Annotated in this window: 15 protein-coding genes and 1 pseudogene; 4 read left to right on the top strand and 12 right to left on the bottom strand. The window is 70.6% G+C overall.

Annotated features, from left to right (window positions below; translation table 11 throughout):
* Positions 1-2 precede the first annotated feature (2 nt).
* On the top strand, positions 3-752 hold the full coding sequence (locus tag ABD355_RS20705; protein ID WP_344401975.1) for a sirohydrochlorin chelatase: 750 nt from the start codon (positions 3-5) through the stop codon (positions 750-752).
* 13 nt (positions 753-765) lie between these two features.
* Here the strand turns inward: ABD355_RS20705 and ABD355_RS20700 are convergent, their stop codons facing one another.
* Genes ABD355_RS20700 through ABD355_RS20685 form a run of 4 tightly spaced genes read right to left on the bottom strand, consistent with a single transcriptional unit; the run spans position 766 to position 3,683 of the window.
* Positions 766-1,383: a mycothiol-dependent nitroreductase Rv2466c family protein gene (locus ABD355_RS20700; RefSeq protein WP_344401974.1), complete on the bottom strand. Its 618-nt coding sequence runs from the start codon at positions 1,381-1,383 to the stop codon at positions 766-768.
* A gap of 55 nt (positions 1,384-1,438) precedes the next feature.
* Positions 1,439-2,032, bottom strand: a complete 594-nt coding sequence (locus tag ABD355_RS20695; protein ID WP_344401973.1) for a TIGR03086 family metal-binding protein — start codon at positions 2,030-2,032, stop codon at positions 1,439-1,441.
* A gap of 10 nt (positions 2,033-2,042) precedes the next feature.
* Positions 2,043-3,077: a ketopantoate reductase family protein gene (locus ABD355_RS20690; RefSeq protein ID WP_344401972.1), complete on the bottom strand. Its 1,035-nt coding sequence runs from the start codon at positions 3,075-3,077 to the stop codon at positions 2,043-2,045.
* A 57-nt stretch (positions 3,078-3,134) separates the two neighbouring features.
* Positions 3,135-3,683, bottom strand: a complete 549-nt coding sequence (locus tag ABD355_RS20685) for a DUF1697 domain-containing protein (protein WP_344401971.1) — start codon at positions 3,681-3,683, stop codon at positions 3,135-3,137.
* Positions 3,684-4,073: 390 nt separating this feature from the next.
* Here ABD355_RS20685 and ABD355_RS20680 point away from each other — a divergent pair, with 390 nt between their 5' ends.
* On the top strand, positions 4,074-6,332 hold the full coding sequence (locus tag ABD355_RS20680) for an MMPL family transporter (RefSeq protein ID WP_344401970.1): 2,259 nt from the start codon (positions 4,074-4,076) through the stop codon (positions 6,330-6,332).
* 73 nt (positions 6,333-6,405) lie between these two features.
* On the opposite strand, the pseudogene mgt reads toward ABD355_RS20680, so the two are convergent.
* From mgt to ABD355_RS20665, 3 genes and pseudogenes are all read right to left on the bottom strand, one after another.
* Positions 6,406-7,663: pseudogene (gene mgt / locus ABD355_RS20675) on the bottom strand (macrolide-inactivating glycosyltransferase).
* Positions 7,664-7,675: 12 nt separating this feature from the next.
* Positions 7,676-8,455: an ErmE/ErmH/ErmO/ErmR family 23S rRNA (adenine(2058)-N(6))-methyltransferase gene (erm, locus tag ABD355_RS20670; protein WP_344401969.1), complete on the bottom strand. Its 780-nt coding sequence runs from the start codon at positions 8,453-8,455 to the stop codon at positions 7,676-7,678.
* A gap of 296 nt (positions 8,456-8,751) precedes the next feature.
* On the bottom strand, positions 8,752-9,504 hold the full coding sequence (locus ABD355_RS20665; protein WP_344401968.1) for a carbohydrate ABC transporter permease: 753 nt from the start codon (positions 9,502-9,504) through the stop codon (positions 8,752-8,754).
* A gap of 185 nt (positions 9,505-9,689) precedes the next feature.
* Between ABD355_RS20665 and ABD355_RS20660 the strand changes: the two genes are divergently transcribed.
* The gene (locus ABD355_RS20660; protein WP_344401967.1) at positions 9,690-10,562 is read left to right on the top strand and encodes a phosphotransferase enzyme family protein; all 873 of its coding nucleotides are present in this window, start codon (positions 9,690-9,692) and stop codon (positions 10,560-10,562) included.
* Positions 10,563-10,650: 88 nt separating this feature from the next.
* Here ABD355_RS20660 and ABD355_RS20655 read toward each other — a convergent pair whose 3' ends face one another.
* The 4 genes from ABD355_RS20655 to ABD355_RS20640 form a co-directional block, all read right to left on the bottom strand.
* Entirely contained in the window at positions 10,651-11,379 is a 729-nt protein-coding gene (locus tag ABD355_RS20655; RefSeq protein ID WP_344401966.1) for a 3'-5' exonuclease, read from the bottom strand.
* 102 nt (positions 11,380-11,481) lie between these two features.
* The gene (locus tag ABD355_RS20650; protein ID WP_344402069.1) at positions 11,482-12,729 is read right to left on the bottom strand and encodes an SAV2148 family HEPN domain-containing protein; all 1,248 of its coding nucleotides are present in this window, start codon (positions 12,727-12,729) and stop codon (positions 11,482-11,484) included.
* A 110-nt stretch (positions 12,730-12,839) separates the two neighbouring features.
* Complete coding sequence (locus ABD355_RS20645; RefSeq protein ID WP_344401965.1) at positions 12,840-14,162, bottom strand: copper amine oxidase; 1,323 nt, start codon at positions 14,160-14,162, stop codon at positions 12,840-12,842.
* Positions 14,163-14,217: 55 nt separating this feature from the next.
* Positions 14,218-15,018, bottom strand: coding sequence for a Tat pathway signal sequence domain protein (locus ABD355_RS20640; RefSeq protein WP_344401964.1), 801 nt, complete (start codon positions 15,016-15,018; stop codon positions 14,218-14,220).
* Positions 15,019-15,211: 193 nt separating this feature from the next.
* Here ABD355_RS20640 and glgX point away from each other — a divergent pair, with 193 nt between their 5' ends.
* Positions 15,212-17,341: a glycogen debranching protein GlgX gene (glgX, locus tag ABD355_RS20635; RefSeq protein WP_344401963.1), complete on the top strand. Its 2,130-nt coding sequence runs from the start codon at positions 15,212-15,214 to the stop codon at positions 17,339-17,341.
* Here the strand turns inward: glgX and ABD355_RS20630 are convergent.
* Positions 17,338-18,621 carry an MFS transporter gene (locus ABD355_RS20630; protein ID WP_344401962.1) on the bottom strand — a complete coding sequence of 428 codons (1,284 nt, stop codon included), beginning with the start codon at positions 18,619-18,621 and terminating at the stop codon, positions 17,338-17,340. The genes glgX and ABD355_RS20630 overlap by 4 nt on opposite strands.
* Positions 18,622-18,636: the final 15 nt, after the last annotated feature.

The raw sequence follows: 18,636 nt of genomic DNA, 5'->3' as shown, positions 1-18,636 counted from the left end.
CCATGCGCCAGTCGAAGCCGGTCCTCCTTGTCATAGCTCACGGCAGCCGCGACCCGCGGCACGCCGCGACGGTGCACGCCCTGGTGCGGCGCGTACGGTCGCTGCGACCGGGGCTGCGCGTGGAGACCGGCTTCCTGGACTTCAACATCCCCTCCGTGCAAAGCGTGCTGGAGTCCCTGGCGGCGGAGGGCGTCCGTGACGTCGTGGCGCTCCCCCTGCTCCTGACGCGCGCGTTCCACGCGAAGGCGGACATCCCGGCGGTCCTGCGGGACGCGCCGCCATCCCTCCGCATCCGCCAGGCAGAGGTGCTCGGCCCGTCGCCGCTGCTGTTGTCCGCACTGGAACGGCGGCTGTACGAGGCGGGGCTGAGCCCCGCCGACAAGTCCTCGACCGGGGTCGTGCTGGCCTCGGCGGGGTCCACCGACCCGGAGGCGATCGCAGTGATCGCAGAAATCGCGCGGGAGTGGCGGCACACCGGTTGGTGCGCCGTGCGGCCTGCGTTCGCCTCCGCGTCCCTTCCGCGCACCGAGGACGCGGTCCGCGAACTGCGGGCCCTGGGCTGCGGGCGGGTGGCCGTGGCGCCGTACGTCCTGGCACCCGGTTTCCTGCCGGACCGCATCGCCCGGGGCGCGGCGCAGGCGGATGTCCTCGCCGATGTGCTGGGCGCGGCGCCGGAAGTGGCACGGGTGCTTCTGCACAGGTACGACGAGACGTCCGCCGGGGCGCTGCTGCCGGTGCGGGCGAGCGCCTGAGGGTCGGCAGAGGCTAGTCGAAGGACAGCCCGCCGGTGCGGGTGCGCTTCAGTTCGAAGAAGTCGGGGTCGGTCGCCAGCACCCGGAAGCTCTCGAAGAGTTCGGCCGCTCGTGCGCCCCGCGGGATCGCCCTCAGCACAGGGCCGAACCACACCGTTCCGTCGACATGAATCGTGGGCGTGCCCACATAGCCGCCCGATTCCGGCTCGGTGCCCGTCTCATGGCTGCGGCGTACGGCCTCGTCGTACGACGGGTCGTGCGCGGCGGTCGCGAGATCCGCGGGGAGGCCGAGTTCGGCGAGGGAGTCGCTGATCACGGCGTCGAAGTCCTCGTCCTTGCGTTCGTGGATCCGGGTGCCGAACGCCGTGTACAGGTCCCGCAGGACCTTCTCGCCGTGCCGCTCGGCCGCGGCCACCGCGACCCGTACCGGGCCGATCGACTTGTCGACCAACTCCCGGTACCAGTCGGGCAGTTCGTTGCCGAGGTTGTGCAGGTAGAGGCTCATCGCGTGGAACCGGAGGTCGAGCGGGCGTTCGCGCTCGACCTCCAGGAGCCAGCGGGAGGTGATCCAGGCGAAGGGGCAGGCGGGGTCGAACCAGAAGTCGACCCGGGTCGGCGAGGTGTTCGTCATGGGGTCGACGGTACTGGCCAGGTGGTGCAGTGTCCCGGCCCAATCCGCGGCCTTTTCACTGGCCCAATTCGGGGTCCCGCCCACTGGCGGCGAGCGCCCGGTCGAACACCGGGGCGTCGTCCGGCACCGGTACCGGGTCGGCGAAGCCGTCGTACTGCCGGTAGAGCTCGGCGTGCTTCTCGACCACGTCGAGGACGAAGCGGGCCGCGTCGTCCGAGACGTGGAACTGCTGGCCGGTGGCGGTGGCGACGTCCCAGCCGTGCACCGCCATCTCCTTGATGACCATCGAGGCGATCTCAGCGGCGGGCATCTTCGCCATGCCGAGGTCGATCTCGCCGTCCCACACCGCCGGGTCGGCCCAGGCCGCGACGGCGCGGTCCATCTGGGCGGCGTAGGCCGCGGGCCAGTCGGGCTCTGTGGTGAAGTCGCGGGCGGTCAGCTCCTCGGGGAGCTGCTTGCGCAGGGCGCGGTGCTCCAGGCCGTGCGAGGTGTAGAGGACCCAGTGGTTGACCAGGGCGCGGACGTCCCAGTCGCCGCAATGAGTGGGATTGCCGAGCCGGTCCGCCGGGACGCCGCGCGCGACACGCGCCGCCTCGGCGGCACACTCGGTCATGAACGTGTGCAGGTGCTTCGGGTCGTCGTACGTCATGCACCACACGTTAGGAGGAGGCCGCTCCGGACTCTTGAACAAACGCGACAGCCTCGTCGGCGAGGCGGACGAGGTCCACGACCGGCATGGATCCGGGGGCCCGGCGCTCGCGCGCGAAGGTGTTGGCGAGGCGTTGGAGGAGCTCGTTGAGCGGGGTCGGTACGCCGTGCAGGCGGCCCAGCAGGGCGATCTCGCCGTTGACGTCGGCCTCGATGGTGCCGGTGCCCCGGGTGAGCGACTGCCAGGAGGAGCCGCCGCCGCGCGGGGCGCCGTCGAGGGGGACCAGGTCCACCTTGTGGCCGCGTACCGCCTTCTGCTCCTCGACGCTCGCGTACGCGATCTGGGCGGCGTCGAGCACGGCCTCGCCCTCGGCGCGCACGCGCGCGTACAGCGCCACGGCCTCGTCACCGGCGATCGGCCCGGCGACCGCCTCCAGCGCGTTGCCCAGGTTGGACAGCAGCTTGGCGTACTGCCAGCGCGCCACGTCCGGCACGACCGGTGCCTCGAAACGGGACTTCTCCAGGTCGGCGGCGACCAGTCGTACCGTCTCGTCGATGCCGTGCGGATGGCGGCCCAGGTGCAGGATGCCGGTGAGCGGGGCGCACGGGGCGGAGACGACGCCCGGTTCGAGGAAGGTGGACGGCAGCCAGACGCAGACGCCGTACACCCGCCGGAAGACCCGCAGGGCGAGCCGCTGGCCCTCGACTCCGTTCTGCGCGCAGAACAACGGCAGCCGCTCGGCCGCCGTGCCGCCGCCCGCGACCGGCGCCGGGCCCCAGGCCTGCAGCGCGGTCACGGTGTCCTGGGTCTTCACGGCGAGGACGAGCACGTCGTCGGCCCTCAACTCGTCCAGCTCGTCCGGCCCTTCGACGGTCGGCAGCCGGTAGGTGTGGTCGCCGTCGGGCACCTTCAGGCGCAGCCCGCCGTCCCGCAGCGCCGCGTGGTGCGCGCCGCGCGCGACCAGGACCACCTCGTGCCCCGCACCCGCGAGACGCCCGCCGATCGAACCGCCGACGGCTCCCGCTCCGATGATGATGTAACGCATGGGAGGAGCCTCGCACAGTCGTGTGTACCTGCCATGAAGAGCCGGGTTTCCCCCCGGTCACCCGCCCGTGAGCTCCACCAGTTTCACGACGGTGTTCCAGTTGCGGCTCGTGGCGATCAGGCCTTTGTTGATACGGGGTTTGGCGAGGTGGGCGGCGAGCTGGGAGCGGCCGAGGCCGTCCGGCGCATACAGGTACAGGGCGCGGTCGCCGAGCCTGAACTCCTCGGGGAGATAGGCCTCCCGGTCGATCTCCGCGAACCGTTCGGCGTCCACCGGGGCGGAGAAGTAGGTGACGTGGAGCTGCCTGGCCTCCAGTTCGGCGGCCGGGAACGGGCAGTCCTCGGCGATCGCCTTGAGGTAGGCGTGGTCGCGCACGATCACGTCGACGGCGAAGCCGAAGTGCTTCTGGATGGCCTCGGCGAGTTCGGCGGCCAGGGACTCCTCGTCGCCGTGGCCGGAGGCGAAGACGGCCTGGCCGCTCTGCAGATGGGTGCGGACGCCGTCGTAGCCGAGGCCGTCCATCAGCTGCCGGAGTTCGGCCATCGGGAGCTTCTTCTTGCCGCCCACGTTGATCCCGCGCAGCAGCGCCGCATACGTCGTCGTCATGGCGCACACCATAGAGCGGCCGTCGTGCCCCGTGGGGGCGGGCACGACGGCCGCGGCGGTCCGCGCGGGCGGACTGCCCGAAACTCTGTCCGAACCCGGGGCTCCGGTTCAACCGATACACGCACCTGTGACTTGTTCAACAAGGTTTCGCAATAACAAAGGGGAGCGATGCCGACGGACCGGACACCCCGATCTTCATCCCCGAGAAGTCCCGATAGATGTAAGGGGCCGAAATCCTCCCCAGCGGTGAGACACCGGGGTCCGAGGGGAGGACCCGCGCCCATCGCACGTCACCGGGCAGTACGACGAGACGCTCTTGTCCGGCCCATACCTTCGAAGCGAAAGGTGGCGGCAGGGGGCCGTCGCCGCACACGAGGGGGCAAGCCCGTCATGGGGAACGGAGATTCGCGGGTGCGGGGCATAGCCGCCCGGGCCGGCGGCTGGAGCGCCCGGCACCGATGGGCTGCCGTCGGCATCTGGGTGCTGTTCGTCGTCCTGGCGATGGGGCTCGGTTCGGCCGCCGGCCGGGTCGACGTCAAGGAGAGCGAACAGCTCAAGGGCGAGACACACACCGCCGCCAAGATCATCGAGGATGCGGGGATCAAGGAACCGGCCAGTGAGACGGTTCTGATCCAGGCGAAGGACGGGAACGTCAGGGCGACGGACGCCGAGTTCAAGGCAGCCGTGAGCGCGGTCGTGAAGGCGGTCGACGGGACCGGCAGGGTCACGGACGTGAAGTCGCCGTACGACACACACACGATCTCCAGGGACGGGCGCAGCGCGCTGGTGCAGTTCGACATGCGCGGCGACGCGGAGACCGCGTACGAGCGCGTGGAGCCGGTGCTGAAGGCGGTCGCGGGGGCGCAGAAGGAGCACCGGACGCTGCGGATCGAGGAGATCGGCAGCGCCAGTATGAACAAGACGTTCAAGGACGCGTTCGGCGACGACTTCAAGAAGGCGGAGCTGTCCGCGGTGCCGGTGGCTCTCGGCATCCTGCTCATCGCCTTCGGTGCGCTGGTGGCCGCGCTGCTGCCGGTGGCGCTGGCGATCACCGCGATCATGGCGACGATGGGTCTGATGGGCGTCGTCAGCCATGTGATGCCGATGAGCGACACCGCCAACTCCGTGATGCTGCTGGTCGGTCTGGCGGTCGGTGTCGACTATTGCCTGTTCTATCTGCGCCGTGAGCGCGAGGAGCGCGCGGCCGGACGGGACGCGCAGACGGCCTTGCGGATCGCGGCCGCCACGAGCGGTCGGGCGGTCGTCGTCTCCGGCATCACGGTGTGCGTGGCGATGGCGGGCATGCTGTTCACCGGGCTCGTCACGTTCCAGGGGATGGGTCTGGCCTCGCTGATGGTCGTGGCGGTCGCCATGGTCGGGTCGGTGACCGTGCTGCCGGCGCTGCTGTCGCTGCTGGGCGAGCGGGTCGAGAAGGGGCGGATTCCCTTCCTGCGCAAGGCGATGGAGCGCCGGGCCGCCCGCACGGGCGGGGAGAGCCGGTTCTGGACGGCGGTCCTGCGCGGTGTGCTCGCCAAGCCGCTGGTGTCCGTGCTCGTCGCGGCCGGTGCGCTGCTGGCCGTCGCGGCTCCGGCACTCGGCATGAAGACGCAGAACCTCACGCTGGACCAGGAGTTCGGCGACTCGCTGCCGATCGTGCAGACGTACAACCGGGTCAACGAGGCCTTCCCGGGCGGCTCCGAGCCGGCCGAGGTCGTCGTCAAGGCCAAGGACATCAACGCGCCGGAGGTGAAGTCCGCGCTCGCCGACTTCAAGGCGCGGGCGATCAGTTCGGGTGCCTCGCGCGGCCCGGTCGAGATCAAGCTGCACGATGCGCAGAACATCGCCTACGTGTACGTCCCGCTGGTCGGCGGCTCCGACCTGGACAAGGCGGGCGCCAGCCTGGAGAAGTTGCGCGACGAGGTACGGCCGGCCACCCTCGGCAAGCTCGACGGCGTGCAGGCGCCGATCACCGGACAGGTCGCCGGCTCGCACGACTTCAACGCCCAGCTCGGCGGCGCGGTCGTCCCGGTCTTCGCGTTCGTCGTGGTCTTCGCCTTCGTGCTGATGCTGCTGTCGTTCCGCTCGCTGACGGTCGCGATCACGTCGATCCTGCTCAACCTGCTGTCGGTGGGCGCGGCCTACGGCATCCTCGTCGCCGTCTTCCAGCACGGCTGGGGCGCCTCGCTGGTGGGCGCGCAGGGCGTCGGCGCGATCATCACCTGGCTGCCGCTGTTCCTGTTCGTGATCCTGTTCGGGCTGAGCATGGACTACCACGTGTTCGTGGTCTCGCGGATCCGCGAGGCGCGACTGCGCGGCCGTACCACACGGGATGCGATCCAGCACGGTGTGGTCACCACGGCCGGTGTCGTCACCAGCGCCGCGGTCATCATGGTCGCCGTGTTCGCGATCTTCGGCACGCTGTCCATGCAGTCCATGAAGCAGATGGGTGTCGGCCTCGCGGCCGCGGTGCTCATCGACGCGACGATCATCCGGGGTGTGCTCCTCCCGGCGGTGATGGCGCTGCTGGGCGAGCGCAACTGGTATCTGCCGAAGTGGCTGAACCGGTTGCCCGACCTGACGCACGACGAGTCGGCTGAGGTCATCACGCACTCGGTGCGGCGCGACGAGGGTGAGCGACTGGGCGTCTGAAGGGGCTGAAACCCTCACCGACCGAGGGTCCGCCGGCCACAGGGGAGCCGGCGGGCCCTCGCCATGCCCGGAACTACCGGAGTTCCGCGGGCAGTTCGGCCTCGATCAGGTCGGCTGCCCGCCGAGTTCCCCCCTCCTTGGCCATGCCGGACTGGATCTCCTTGAGGCGGCGGGCGACCTCGGGATCGTCGACGAGGGCGAGGGCGGTCCTGCGCAGGGTCTGGGCGGTGGCCTCCGCGGTGGGGATGTGGCGGGCGACTCCCAGGGCCTGGAGCATGTCCGCGTTGCCGAACTGGTCGACGGCCTGCGGTACGGCGATCATCGGTGTGGCGGTGGCCAGACCCTCCTGGCTGCCGCCCGCGCCGGCGTGTGTGACGAACAGGTCGGCCTGCCGGAGCACCGCCAACTGCGGGATCCAGGAGCGTACTTCGACGTTCGCCGGTACGGTCCCGAGCGCCTCGGGGTCCACGCGCCTGCCGATCTGCAGGAGGAGGTGCCAGCCGGGCAGGCCGCCGAACGCCTGGACACACTCCCGGTAGAAGCCGGGCCGGTCGGTGAAGGTCGAGCCCAGCGACACCAGCACCACCTTCTCGGCTCCGGCCGGCCGCTGCCACTCGCCCTCCGCTTCGCGGTCGCCCTGACAGGCACCGACGAAGGTGTACACGGTCTCGTCGACCCGGTCGGCGTGGGGCTGCAGCGCCTTGGGGATCAGCACGAGCGAGCGGTCGGGGCGGCCCGCGAAGTCGTCCGGGTGCTGCGTGATCCCGTTCTCCTCCAGCCAGGCCCGGAAGCGCGCGTAGTACGCCCGGCCGCGCTCGGTGCGCTTCGGCTCCGCCCACATCGGCTCGGCGACCTCCTCCTCGTATCCCTCCCAGGCGACGAGGTTCGGCGAGAGCGAGATCGCGGGGACGCCCCAGCGGTGGGCAAGGACACGGGCCGGGTACGCCGTGATGTCGTGCAGCACGAGGTCCGGTGCGTCCCCGTGGTACGCCTCGGCCAGCTGCGGCAGCGCCTGGATCGCGTCTGCGAGGAACAGCTCGACGTGGTCCAGCAGTTCACTCCCCCACGCCGCCGGGTCCGCGTCGGGGCCCGGCAGCGTGGACTTCCACAGCTTCGGCTCGGCGCCGGTTCCGGCGACCTTCTCCGCGAACGCCGGCGGGATGGCGTAGGTGACCCGGTGGCCACGGGCGACGAGCTCGCGGATCACCTCCAGACTGGGGTTCACATGGCCGTGGGCGGCGACCGAGAACATGGCGATGTGGGCGGGACGGGGTGTGGGGGTCGGGGTAGGCATGTCGTCGAAGGTAAGCGAGACGATACGTCTCGTCCAACCATTTCGAAGGTCACCCGGCCAGCACCTCGTGCAGCCTCAGCCACCGCCCGGGTGCCACCTCCCCGACCAGCACCCGGGGACCCAGACCCGCCGCCCGGAACGCGGCGTCCACCCGGCGCCTCGGGTGCGCACGCCGCAGCGAGGCGTGCAGCGAGCCGCCGACGCCCGAAAAGCCCAGCTCCACGAGGCAGCGCCAGCTGTCGTACGCGGCGGGTTCGAGCAGTGGGGTGCGGCGCCGTTCGATGCGTACGACCCCGGCGTCGACGCGGGGCACGGGCCAAAACCGTGTCCTGGCCACGCGGCCGACCAGCCGCCACTCGTGGCGGGGCCAGCTGATGACGGTGACCAGGGTCCAACTCCCGTAGTCACCGGTGCGTTTGCGGGCGTACTCCAGCTGGGTGAGCAGGGTGGCATCGGTGAGAGCGGGGGCCCTCAGGCACCAGTCGACGATGGCCGCGGTGCGGGAGAAGGGCACGTTTCCGGCGACGGAGAAGGGGGTGCGCGGGTGCCGCGCGGCGAGGAAGTCACCGCCGATCACCCGCACCTGGGCCGTGCCGGAGAACCGGTTGCGCAGCACGGGGACGAGCCGTCGGTCGATCTCGTACGCGTGCAGTTCGCGGCACCGCGGGGCGAGCCGCTCGGTCAACGCGCCTTTGCCCGCGCCCACTTCGAGCAGCAGGGGTGCCTGCCGTGGGTGCGGGACGGCGAGCCGGGCGATGTGTTCGGCGGTGGCGCGGTCGGCGAGAAAGTTCTGCGAGAGCGCGCGGGAAACGGGGCTGGAGCGGGCCATGGCGGCGGTCCTTGTCTTCCGGGAAGGGGGAACGGGCAGCCGAAGGCCCTGACCGGAAGGCAAGAAGAGAAAGCGAAGAGAAAGACGGGGGCGGATCGCACCGCGTGGAGTCAGCGGGTGGGGCTCCCCGGGCCGGTCAGGGCTCCGGGGCCACGACGCATCCGGACGGAATGCGTGCAGCCCCGGCCGAGACCGGAGTTGATGATCGCGTTGTTCGCTGCCACGAACGGCACGCTAGGAGAGCGGCCGCTCCCCGGGCAACGGGTTTTCCGTGGCGTCCGCCCCGCCGCCGGCTGTCAGCGCTGGTAGCGGGCGAGCACCAGGTTGCCGTCCTTCTCCAGCCGTCTGCGCAGTTCACCGAGGCCGATGGCCCCGCTGTAGTACTCCTGGAACGCGGGGGTCGCCACCTTGTCCTTCCATTCGGGGTAGCCGCGGACGGACTGGGCGGGCGCCGAGCGGAGGTGGGCGGCCAGGGCGGTGCCGGTCGCCCAGCCGTTCTCGGCCGTGTGCAGGGCCGGGTCCCTGAGCGCCTGGGTGCCCGTCGGCAGCATCCTCCGCCCGTCACCGAGGCCCAGGTCGCGCAGCGTCTCGTTGAGGACGCCCGCGTCCGGGTCGTAGACCAGCCGCCACATGATGCCGACCACGACCTCGGGCATGGCCCAGGGGACGATCGCGAGGGCCCGGGCGAGCCATCTCAGCCGCAGGTCCTGGTTGAGCAGCAGGGCGAGGCCGAGCGCAAGCAGGAACTGCGGCACGGTCACACCGACCGCCCACACCAGCCCGATCCGGAACGACTCCCAGAACAGCGTGTCGTGCAGCAGGTCCTGGAAGTTGAGACCGCCGATCCACTCGGTGGACCTGGTGCGGCCCGACTGGGCGTCGGTGAAGGCCAGCAGGATGCCGTAGAGCAGTGGTCCGACGCTCAGCACGAGGATCGGGATCAGCGCGGGCAGCACCAGGAACCAGGGCCCGCGGTCCGGGAGCCGACGGTCCCCGGCGGTGCGTGGCACGCCCTGCGCCGACCGCCTCGTCGCGGTCACCAGTGTCATGTGATCGGCTCCTCTGCGCGGCTCGTGACGTTCGGACCCGGCGGGCCTGAGTCATGGTCGTGAAGGGGGTATGCACCGTCAAGGCCGTACGCACACGGTCCGACCTGTGCGAATGCGAGACTGGGCCGGTGGGTGGCGCGATCTCGACGCAGTTCACCGATGCATACGGACGTGGGAGGAAGGCGATGGACGAGTCACGGGCGCGGGACGTACTGGCCGCGGCGCGGGTGCTGCCCGGTCCCGCGCGGGACGCACGGCTGCTCGCCCTGGGCGAGAACGCGGTGTTCGCCTCCGGCGACCTGGTCGTCAAGGTGGGCCGTGACGCCGAACTCCTGGACCGGGCGCGCCGCGAACTGGACATCGCGCTGTGGCTCGCCGAGGCGGGAGTGCCCGCGGTGCGGGCGGCGGAGCCCGAGCCGCTGCTGGTCGGGGGTCACCCGGTGACGGTATGGCACCGGATCCCGGATGCCGTACGACCGGCCGTGCCCCGGGATTTGGCCGAACTGCTACGGGTCGTCCATGCACTGCCCACTCCCCCTGTCGATGCCTTCGAGCTGCCGCCCCGCGAGCTGCTGGGCGGTGTGGAACGCTGGCTGCGGCTCGCGGGCGATGCGATCGATCCCGCGGACGCGGCGTATCTGCGTGAGCGCCGCGACGGGTTCGCCGCGGCCGCCGCGGCGCTCGTTCCGCATCTGCCGCCCGGGCCCATCCACGGCGATGCGCTGCCCCGCAATGTGCATGTCGGGCCGGACGGGCCCGTTCTGGTCGACCTGGAGACCTGCTCGGCGGATCTGCGTGAGCACGATCTGGTGGTGATGGCGCTTTCGCGTGACCGCTACGGGTTGCCTGCCGCGGCTTATGAGGAGTTCACCGAGGTGTACGGGTGGGATGTGCGGGAGTGGGAGGGGTGCGGTGTGTTGCGCGGGGCGCGTGAGACGGCCAGCTGCGCATGGGTGGCCCAGCATGCACCGAGCAACCCCAAGGCCTTGGCCGAATTCAAACGCCGGGTGGCGTCGTTGCGGGACGGGGACGAGGCGGTGCGGTGGTATTCGTTCTGAGCGCCTATTGATCCGGGGCTTGTTGTTGTCCGGCGACTGCGGGGTCTGTGTGGCTGGTCGCGCCCGCGCGGCGGAGCCGCACATCGACTCAGCCCCGCGCCCCTTCGGACGCCGGTTCCCGAAGGGGCCAGGTGCCGTCGACGACCGCGGTGGGGTCCCCCTTGCCGCGCAGGAAGTTCTGGAAGTCCGCCGCCCACTCCGCGTACCACTCGATCTGGCGGAGGTGGAGTTCCGCCGGGCCGAGGGCTGCGATCTTGGGGTGGCGGGTGGCTATGGCGCAGGCCAGGCCGGCTGCGGCCAGGGCGTCGGCGGAGGCGTTGTGGGCGGCGTCGAGGGTGACGCCGTATTCCGTGCAGACCGCTTCGAGGTTGCGCTTGCCGCAGCGGTAGCGGTCGACCCAGCGGTCGATGGTGTACGGGTCGATGACCGGGGCGGGGTCGAGTCCGCCCAGTCGGTCGCGCAGGGACGGCAGTCCGTATCTGCGCAGTTCCGCGGAGAGCAGGCTCAGGTCGAAGGTCGCGTTGTAGGCGACGACCGGGACGCCCGTCTTCCAGTACGTCGCCAGGACGTCCGCGATGGCGTTCGCCACCTCGTCTGCCGGGCGACCCTGAGCCGCCGCACGTTCATTGCTGATGCCATGCACCGCCACGGCGTCCGCCGGGATCTCCACGCCCGGATCCGCCAGCCACTCCCGGTACCCCAGGGGCTGTCCGCCCCTGACCTCGATCACGGCCCCCGTCACGATGCGCGCCTCACGCGGATCGGTCCCGGTCGTCTCCAGGTCGAAGCCGATCAGCAGCTCCCGGTGCCAGCCCATGCGTGGCCCCCCTTCTTGGTGGTGCTTTCCCCCAGTGGTCTCCACCTTCCCATGGGCCACTGACAATCCGAGGACCGCATTCCGCTTGACCCCGACGACAGTTCAGGACACAGGCCGCGAATCCGCCCAGGACGTTTCGAACTCCTCGCGGTATGTCGGGAAGAGCCCGCTCTCGACTCCCTTGTCCATGTCGTCCGGCTTGACCACCCGGCTGCCGTTGCGCAGGACCAGCACCGGAGCCTCCATGCCGCGCGAGCGCCGCAGATAGGACTGCACGACGGCGACACCGTCCGTGCCGTCGCCGTCGACGAGGTAGGCCGTGAAGCGCGGGGTCTCGTCGTAGACCTGGATCTCGAAGGCGGCCGGGTCGCGCAGCCTGGACCGGACGCGGCGCATGTGCAGGATGTTCATCTCGACCGCACGGCTCAACTCGCCGCGCTTCATCCCCAGTTCCCGCTCGCGCCGTTTGACGGCGCTGGAGGCCGGGTTGAGGAACAGCAGCCGGACCCGGCAGCCCGCCTCGGCCAGACGCACCAGCCGACGCCCGGAGAAGTTCTGCACGAGCAGGTTGAGGCCGATGCCGACGGCGTCGAGGCGGCGGGCGCCGCCGAAGATGTCCTCGGCCGGGAACTGGCGCAGCAGCCGCACCCGGTCGGGGTGTACGGCGACCACGTCCGCGTACCGGTCGCCGACCAGTTCCTCCACCGCGTCCACGGGCAGCCGGCGGGCCGACGGAACGTCCCCGGCCGCGCCGAGGACGTCCAGCAGCTTCGCCGAGGCCCGCTCGGCCTGGTTCAGGACGGCCTCGGACAGGGCCCGGTTGCGGGAGACGACGTTGCGGGTGACCTCGAGCTCGTCCAGGGCGAGTTCGACGTCGCGGCGGTCGTCGACGTACGGCTCGAAGCAGGGCCAGTGCTGCACCATCAGCTCGCGCAGCTGGGGCAGGGTGAGGAAGCTGAGCACGTTGTCGTCGGCCGGGTCGAGCAGATAGCCCTTGCGGCGGCTGACTTCCCGTACGGCGACCGCCCGCTGCACCCATTCCTGGCCGGCCGGCCCGGCCGCGGCGACCACCCAGTCGTCGCCGTGGACGGGTTCGTAGATGGGCCGCAGAACAGCGGCCACGACCGCGCGCAGCCGCTGTTCGACGAGGTTCAGCCAGATGTAGGCCCGGCCGGCTCGCTGGGCGCGCGTACGCACCTCGCGCCAGGCGTCGGCATCCCAGTCCAGCTCCGGCCCGATCGAACTCGTCGCCATCGGCCGGGCCAGGGACACCGTGCCGGGCGGGACATCTGTGGAGTTCCCCTCGTGACCCTCGTCACCAGGGGGCAACTCCAGCCCTCCCGACCCCACCCGCGCACCGCCTTCCGCTCCCCCGAGCTTCCCCGTGTCAACGATCAAGGAAGGGTACTCCGGGAGCAGTCAGCGGTGCAGCCGGATGGACAGGTCGATTCTCAACTGCCCTAGCGCCAGTGCCCGTTCTGACCGACAAGGTCGGCCGGAGTGAGCGGATTCATAGCCGTGACGTCGCGCGGGGCGATGGAGAAGCCCTGCCAGTGGACCGGCATCGGCTGCTGGTCCTCGTCCCGGGCTATGTGGTGGAAACCCACATTCACCCAGACTATGGGGTGGGTGAGGGTCTGTCCGTTGACCCACTTGTCGACGGAGGTGCCGTGACCGGCACCGCAGTTGAGCGGGTTGCCGCTGGCGTACTGCTCGCACTTGTTGTACTCGGTGAAGTACACGTCGTGCTGGGTGAAGCTGCGGCCCGGGTACTTCGCGGTGGGACCCTGGACGATCTCGTACGAGCGCGGGTGGCCGTCCGCGTTCTTGCCGGCCGTGCTGACCACGCGCCACCAGCGCATGTCCTTGGCGTCGCCGGCGAGTTCCTTGGTGACCTTGGTGAGGGTCGTCTTGTTGGTCGGCGCCTGCTGGCCGCCCACCGGGGCGCTGACCTTCGAGTCGTACTGCTCGACCTTGGTCTTGGAGGAGCCGTCGAGGCCGAAGTCGAGCCGCCAGAAGATGTTGTGGCTGTGGCTGGTGGCGTAGGCCTTGGCGCCCTTGCCGATGGGCCAGCCGCGGCCGTCGCCCGCGTCGTAGTCGTCGGGCGAGAGGCTGCCGGTGGCGCCGGCGTTCATGCTCATCGTGCCGTCGTCCTGGAAGCGCCACTCGGTGATGTACTCGTACCAGCCGACCTTGTTGACCGTGTAGAGGAGCAGGTCCTTGCCCTGCGCCTGGTAGGTCTTGTTGGCGTCGGACAGCAGGTGGTAGGCGTGGCCGCGGGAACGGGTCGTGGCGCACAGGCCGTTGACGTTCGGCGAGTCCGAGTAGAAGGGCGTCGCGACCTTGACGGTCTTGATGGTGCCGCCCGGGCATTCGTCGGGCGTGAGGTTGAGCAGGCCGTCGCCGAAGTTGTAGTCCGTGACGTCGTTGTACTCGACGCTGCCGTCGTCGTAGGGCACGTCGATCTGGGCGAGTTTGGCGCTGTTGAGGACCTTGATCGGCTGGGACTCGCCGGGCGGCTGGTAGGAGATGTCGTCCAGGACGACCCCGGACCTGCTCTCGAAGCGCCAGCACATCCGCCAGGTGGTGCCGGAGGAGAGCTTCTGTTCGATCTGGTAGGCCGCGCTGCACTGGGGGGCCGCGGCGGCGGCCGCCTCCTTGTGGTCGGCGAAGGCCGGTGCCGCTGCCGTGCCGCCGAGGGCGAGCCCGACCGCGAGCGGGCCCACCAGGGCCCGCCTGCGCAGCGCACTGCGGCGGGCACGGCTGTCTCTGTTGACGTGCATGACGAAGTGACTCCCTCACAGGAGAAGCAAGTGTGAAAAGTGAACGGAACCCGGCTCAGCCGAGCCTGACGACCTTGCGGGCGCTCAGGTCGATCACGAAGTCCCGGGTGTCGATCCAGGCACCGTTCCTGACCTTCGGGAAGAGCCGGGTGCAGCGGTGTTCGCCGCACTTGCCGAGCTCGGCCGGCTTCACGCCCGGGGTCGCCCGGAACACCATGCTGGTGAGCGTCAGCTGGTCCGGGGAGGTGAGTTCCTTGCCCGTGGCGTCCTTGTAGTCCGCCTTCAGGCCCGCGCCCAGCGGGTCCGCGATCAGCAGCCGGGCCGCCTCGGTCTGCTCGGCGATGCTGAGCGGCGGCTGGACGTCGTGCTGGGTGCTCGTCTCCTCGACCTTCCCGGTGTCGAGGTTCACGGTCTTGGTGACGACGGTGTCGTTCCGGTAGTCGTAGAACGTGACGTCCGCGCGCCGGGGCGCGTTCGCGCTGTCCGGCTGGTCGGTGTCCGGCTCGGTCAGCTCCACGGTGAGGCGCTGCGGGCCGCGGGCCCCCTCGACGTTCTCACCGGAGTTCAGCAGTTGCGGGCTCAGCGCGATCTTCTCGACGCGCTTCGTCTCGTCGTCGGTCAGCGGATCGAGGCCCTTGCCCTTCTCGCCCTCGGCCGGGGCCTGCTCCACGACACCCGGAGCGGGCGTGCCGTTCGCCTGAGCCGCCTGCCGGGCCTGTCCCGCCCTGGTCCCTCCCGAATCGTCGGCCCCCGCCGTCCCCGGCAGCGTGATCCCGACCATCACGGCGGTTCCGGCCACTGCTATGGCCGCACCGGCCACCACCTTGCCCAGGTGACGGTGCACTATCTTGCGCACATTTGCCCCCTACTCCCCCTTCATCCCCGGGAGTACTTTTCTGCCCCACTGATTGGCATACGGCGTTGCCATACGGCGTATGCACAGGTCGCTCGGTAAGAGGGACGTAAGTCATAGGTGGTTCCATCACTTTCGGGGACACTCGACGCCAAGGCGCCCCCGGGGGCGCGTTCCACCTGAAAGAGTCGTGTCCATGCAGGTCTGGCCTGGCGAGGCGTATCCGCTCGGCGCCACATACGACGGCGCCGGCACCAATTTCGCGGTCTTCACAGAGGCCGCGGACCGAGTAGAGCTGTGTCTGCTGCACGACGACGGCTCGGAGACGGCGGTGGAACTGCGCGAGAGCGACGCATTCGTACGGCACGCGTACGTGCCCGGCATCATGCCCGGACAGCGCTACGGCTTCCGTGTGCACGGTCCGTACGCCCCCGAGCGCGGGCTGCGCTGCAACTCGGCGAAGCTGCTGCTCGACCCGTACGCGCGTGCGATCAGCGGTTCCATCCGCTGGGGCGAGGAGGTCTACGGCTACCACTTCGACGCACCCGACCGGCGCAACGACCTGGACTCGGCGCCGCACACGATGACGTCGGTCGTGGTCAACCCGTACTTCGACTGGGGTGACGACCGGCGGCCGCGGCGCGGCTACCACGAGACGGTGATCTACGAGGCCCATGTCAAGGGCCTCACCATGCAGCACCCCGGACTGCCGGAGGAACTGCGTGGTACCTACGCGGCGCTCGCGCACCCGGTGATCATCGAGCATCTGGTGGAGCTGGGGGTGACGACGCTGGAGCTGATGCCGGTGCACCAGTTCGTCAACGACCACCGGCTGGTCGACATGGGCCTGAACAACTACTGGGGCTACAACACGATCGGCTTCTTCGCCCCGCACAACGCGTACGCCTCCTGGGGCGACCGCGGCCAGCAGGTCCTGGAGTTCAAGTCGGCGGTCCGGGCGCTGCACGAAGCGGGCATCGAGGTCATTCTGGACGTCGTCTACAACCACACGGCCGAGGGCAATCACCTGGGCCCGACGCTGTCCTTCAAGGGCATCGACAACCCGCAGTACTACCGGCTCACCGACGACCCGCGCTACTACATGGACACCACGGGCACCGGGAACTCGCTGCTCATGCGGTCCCCGCACGTCCTGCAGCTGATCATGGACTCGCTGCGCTACTGGGTCACCGAGATGCACGTCGACGGCTTCCGCTTCGACCTCGCGGCGACGCTGGCCCGCCAGTTCCACGAGGTGGACCGGCTGTCGTCGTTCTTCGACCTGGTGCAGCAGGACCCGGTGGTCTCCCAGGTGAAGCTGATCGCGGAGCCGTGGGACGTCGGCGAGGGCGGCTACCAGGTGGGCAACTTCCCACCGCTGTGGACCGAGTGGAACGGCAAGTACCGCGACACCGTACGGGACCTGTGGCGGGGCGAGCAGCGCGCGCTCGCCGAGTTCGCGTCCCGGCTGACCGGTTCCTCGGACCTCTACCAGGACGACGGGCGGCGCCCGCTCGCCTCGATCAACTTCGTCACCTGCCACGACGGTTTCACCCTGCACGACCTGGTCTCGTACAACCAGAAGCACAACAAGGCCAACGGCGAGGACAACCGGGACGGCGAGAGCCACAACCGGTCCTGGAACTGCGGGGAGGAGGGCGAGACCGACAACGCCGAGGTGCTGAAGCTGCGGGCGCGCCAGATGCGGAACTTCGTCGCCACGCTGATGCTCTCCCAGGGCGTGCCGATGATCAGCCACGGCGACGAGTTCGCGCGCACCCAGCGCGGCAACAACAACGCCTACTGCCAGGACAACGAGCTGTCCTGGGTCACATGGCTGGATCCCGACGCGGAGGAGGACGGGGCCGACGGCGAGCTGCTGGCCTTCACGCGCGCGATGGTGTGGCTGCGCAAGGACCATCCGGTCTTCCGCAGGCGCCGCTTCTTCCACGGACGCCCGGTGGAGGGCACCCATGACGAGCTGTCGGACATCGCCTGGTTCACACCGGAGGGCAAGGAGATGACCCAGCGGGACTGGGACTCGGCGCCGGCCTCGGCGCTGACGGTGTTCCTCAACGGCAACGCGATCTCCGAGCCGGGTACGCGCGGGGAGCGGATCACCGACGACTCGTTCCTGCTGATGTTCAACGCCTCGCCGAGGACGCTGGACTTCGTGGTGCCCGTCAACCACGGCCGCCAGTGGGAGGTGGTCGTCGACACCGCCCGCGCGGACGGGGTGCCGCCGCACACCGGCCCGAAGGTACAGGCGGGCGACCGGCTGACGCTGGTGGACCGCAGTCTGACGGTGCTGCAGCGGCCGGTCTAGGTCGGCTCCGGGTCCACTTCCCGCGTCGGTGTGGCCGGCCGCTCGTCCGGTACGCGCGCGTGGTGGGCGTGTTCGGTGGTGGGCCCGGTGTACGAGGACGGGCGCGCCGTCAGGGCGATCGTGCAGGCGAGTGCGGCAGCCGTGCTCGCCGCGCCGAAGGCGGCCGCAGGGCCGTACGACTCGGCGAGGCGGCCGGCGACGGCGACCGCGAGGGCCTGCCCGCCGACGATCGCACTGGTCGCGAACGCCATCGCCTCGGCCAGCCGGGTGGGCGGTACCGCCCGCTCGGTGAGGCCGAACACCGTGACCAGGTGAGGGGCATAGGCGACACCGAGGACGGTGACGACCGCATACAGGCCGCCCATGCTCTGCGTCCACAGCAGGGGCAGCGAGAGCACGCACGCGGCCGTGGTCGCCGCCCGCCAGCGGACCGTGAGGGGGATGCGTGCGGGCACGGCGGCCATGGAGAGGCCCGCCACCGCACTCATCACCCCCATGGCGGCGTACACGAGACCGGCCTGCTCCTCCTGCCCCAGCCGCTCGGCCAGCGCGGTGATACCCGCCTGGCAGGCTCCGAACATCGCTCCTTGGAGGGCCAGGGCGGCGCGGAGGGGGTGGACGGAGCGGGGCATGCGGGGGCGCGGAACGCTCCGGGCCGGACGGCCGCGCCGTGTCGCCCTCGCCGTCGGGTGCATCGCGAAGCCGCTGCCGCACACGGCCACCAGGAGTGCTGCGGCGCCGAGGGCGTAGGCGGGGTGGGCGAGTACGGCGGCCAGGCCGACCAGGGCGGGGCCCAGGACGAAGGAGATCTCGTCGAGGGTGCTCTCGAAGGCGAGGGCGGCGCCGACCGTGGACTCGGGGGCTGCGGACCGGCGGGCCAGCGCCACCAGACGGGCGCGGCCCAGGGGGCCGATCAGCGGCACGGTCGCGCCCGCCACCGCCCCGAGGAGCGCCAGCAGAGCGACGGACAGGCCGGCCAGCGCCCCGGCGACGAGTGCGGCGATCGCAAGGGCGTTGGCGAGGGAGAAGGCGAGCACGACCGTGCGCTGGCCGTACCGGTCGGCGAGCCGCCCCACCAGCGGGCCGCAGGTCACCTGCCCGGCCGCGAGGGCCCCGCCGGTCAGCCCCGCGGCGGCCAGCGACCCGCTGGTGCGGGCGACCAGCAGCACGCTGCCGAACTGGATCGTGGCCGTCGGCAGCCGTCCCAGGAAGGACACCACCGGCAGCAGCGGCCCGGTCAGGCCGATGACGTCCCTGTACGTTCGCCCGGTGCTCCCCATCGTTCGACGCTAGCC

The sequence above is a fragment of the Streptomyces longisporus genome, from assembly GCF_039532765.1.
Classification (GTDB): Bacteria; Actinomycetota; Actinomycetes; order Streptomycetales; family Streptomycetaceae; genus Streptomyces; species Streptomyces longisporus.
This window is presented reverse-complemented; position numbering and strand designations above follow the sequence as displayed.